Genomic DNA, 1,915 nt, shown 5'->3' on the forward strand with positions numbered 1-1,915 from the left:
GCCTGGCAGTGTCCTACTCTCGCATGGCGAATGCCACACTACCATCGGCGCTACCGCGTTTCACTTCTGAGTTCGGCATGGGATCAGGTGGTTCCACGGCGCTATGGCCGCCAGGCAAAAACTTCAATCTCGGAAAGCTGACGTGAATAACGACTTAGCTTGCTTGCTTCGTCACTATCACTGAATTAGGTAAGTAGTTCATGCACTTGCTACAAGGCCCAGAACACTTCTTGGGTGTTGTATGGTTAAGCCTCACGGGTAATTAGTATGGGTTAGCTCAACACGTCGCCGCGCTTACACACCCCACCTATCAACGTTGTGGTCTCCAACGGCCCTTTAGGACCCTCAAGGGGTCAGGGATGACTCATCTCAGGGCTCGCTTCCCGCTTAGATGCTTTCAGCGGTTATCGATTCCGAACTTAGCTACCGGGCAGTGCCACTGGCGTGACAACCCGAACACCAGAGGTTCGTTCACTCCGGTCCTCTCGTACTAGGAGCAACTCCCTTCAATCATCCAACGCCCACGGCAGATAGGGACCGAACTGTCTCACGACGTTCTGAACCCAGCTCGCGTACCACTTTAAATGGCGAACAGCCATACCCTTGGGACCGACTTCAGCCCCAGGATGTGATGAGCCGACATCGAGGTGCCAAACACCGCCGTCGATATGAACTCTTGGGCGGTATCAGCCTGTTATCCCCGGAGTACCTTTTATCCGTTGAGCGATGGCCCTTCCATTCAGAACCACCGGATCACTATGACCTACTTTCGTACCTGCTCGACCTGTCCGTCTCGCAGTTAAGCTGGCTTATGCCATTGCACTAACCTCCTGATGTCCGACCAGGATTAGCCAACCTTCGTGCTCCTCCGTTACTCTTTGGGAGGAGACCGCCCCAGTCAAACTACCCACCAGGCACTGTCCGCGAGCCCGATTCAGGGCCCTGCGTTAGAACATCAAACATACAAGGGTGGTATTTCAAGGACGGCTCCAGCGCAACTGGCGTCACGCCTTCAAAGCCTCCCACCTATCCTACACATGTAGGTTCAATGTTCAGTGCCAAGCTGTAGTAAAGGTTCACGGGGTCTTTCCGTCTAGCCGCGGGTACACCGCATCTTCACGGCGAATTCGATTTCACTGAGTCTCGGGTGGAGACAGCATGGCCATGGTTACACCATTCGTGCAGGTCGGAACTTACCCGACAAGGAATTTCGCTACCTTAGGACCGTTATAGTTACGGCCGCCGTTTACCGGGGCTTCGATCAAGAGCTTCGCTTGCGCTAACCCCATCAATTAACCTTCCGGCACCGGGCAGGTGTCACACCCTATACGTCCACTTTCGTGTTTGCAGAGTGCTGTGTTTTTGATAAACAGTCCCAGCCATCTGGTCACTGCGACTCCCGACTGCTCCATCCGCAAGGGACTTCACTGTCAAGAGCGAACCTTCTCCCGAAGTTACGGTTCTATTTTGCCTAGTTCCTTCACCCGAGTTCTCTCAAGCGCCTTGGTATTCTCTACCCGACCACCTGTGTCGGTTTGGGGTACGATGACTTGTAATCTGAAGCTTAGAGGCTTTTCCTGGAAGCATGGCATCAATGGCTTCACCACCGTAGTGGCTTCGTCTCGTGTCTCAGCGTTGCATCTCCGGATTTGCCTAGAGATACCGCCTACGCACTTTCACCAGGACAACCGTCGCCTGGCCCACCTAGCCTTCTCCGTCCCCCCATCGCAATTACAAGTCGTGCAGGAATATTAACCTGCTTCCCATCGATTACGCCTTTCGGCCTCACCTTAGGGGTCGACTCACCCTGCCCCGATTAACGTTGGACAGGAACCCTTGGTCTTCCGGCGAGGAGGCTTTTCACCCCCTTTATCGTTACTTACGTCAGCATTCGCACTTCTGATATCTCCAGCAT

The 1,915-nt window shown here is 53.9% G+C and carries 2 rRNA genes; both read right to left on the minus strand.

Annotation, left to right across the window (positions count from 1 at the left end):
• A 5S ribosomal RNA gene (gene rrf / locus KW825_RS20190) occupies nucleotides 1-115 on the minus strand.
• A gap of 126 nt (nucleotides 116-241) precedes the next feature.
• A 23S ribosomal RNA gene (locus tag KW825_RS20195) occupies nucleotides 242-1,915 on the minus strand; the annotation flags it as partial.

Source organism: Aeromonas sp. sif2433, from assembly GCF_019218705.1.
Lineage (GTDB): Bacteria > Pseudomonadota > Gammaproteobacteria > Enterobacterales > Aeromonadaceae > Aeromonas > Aeromonas encheleia.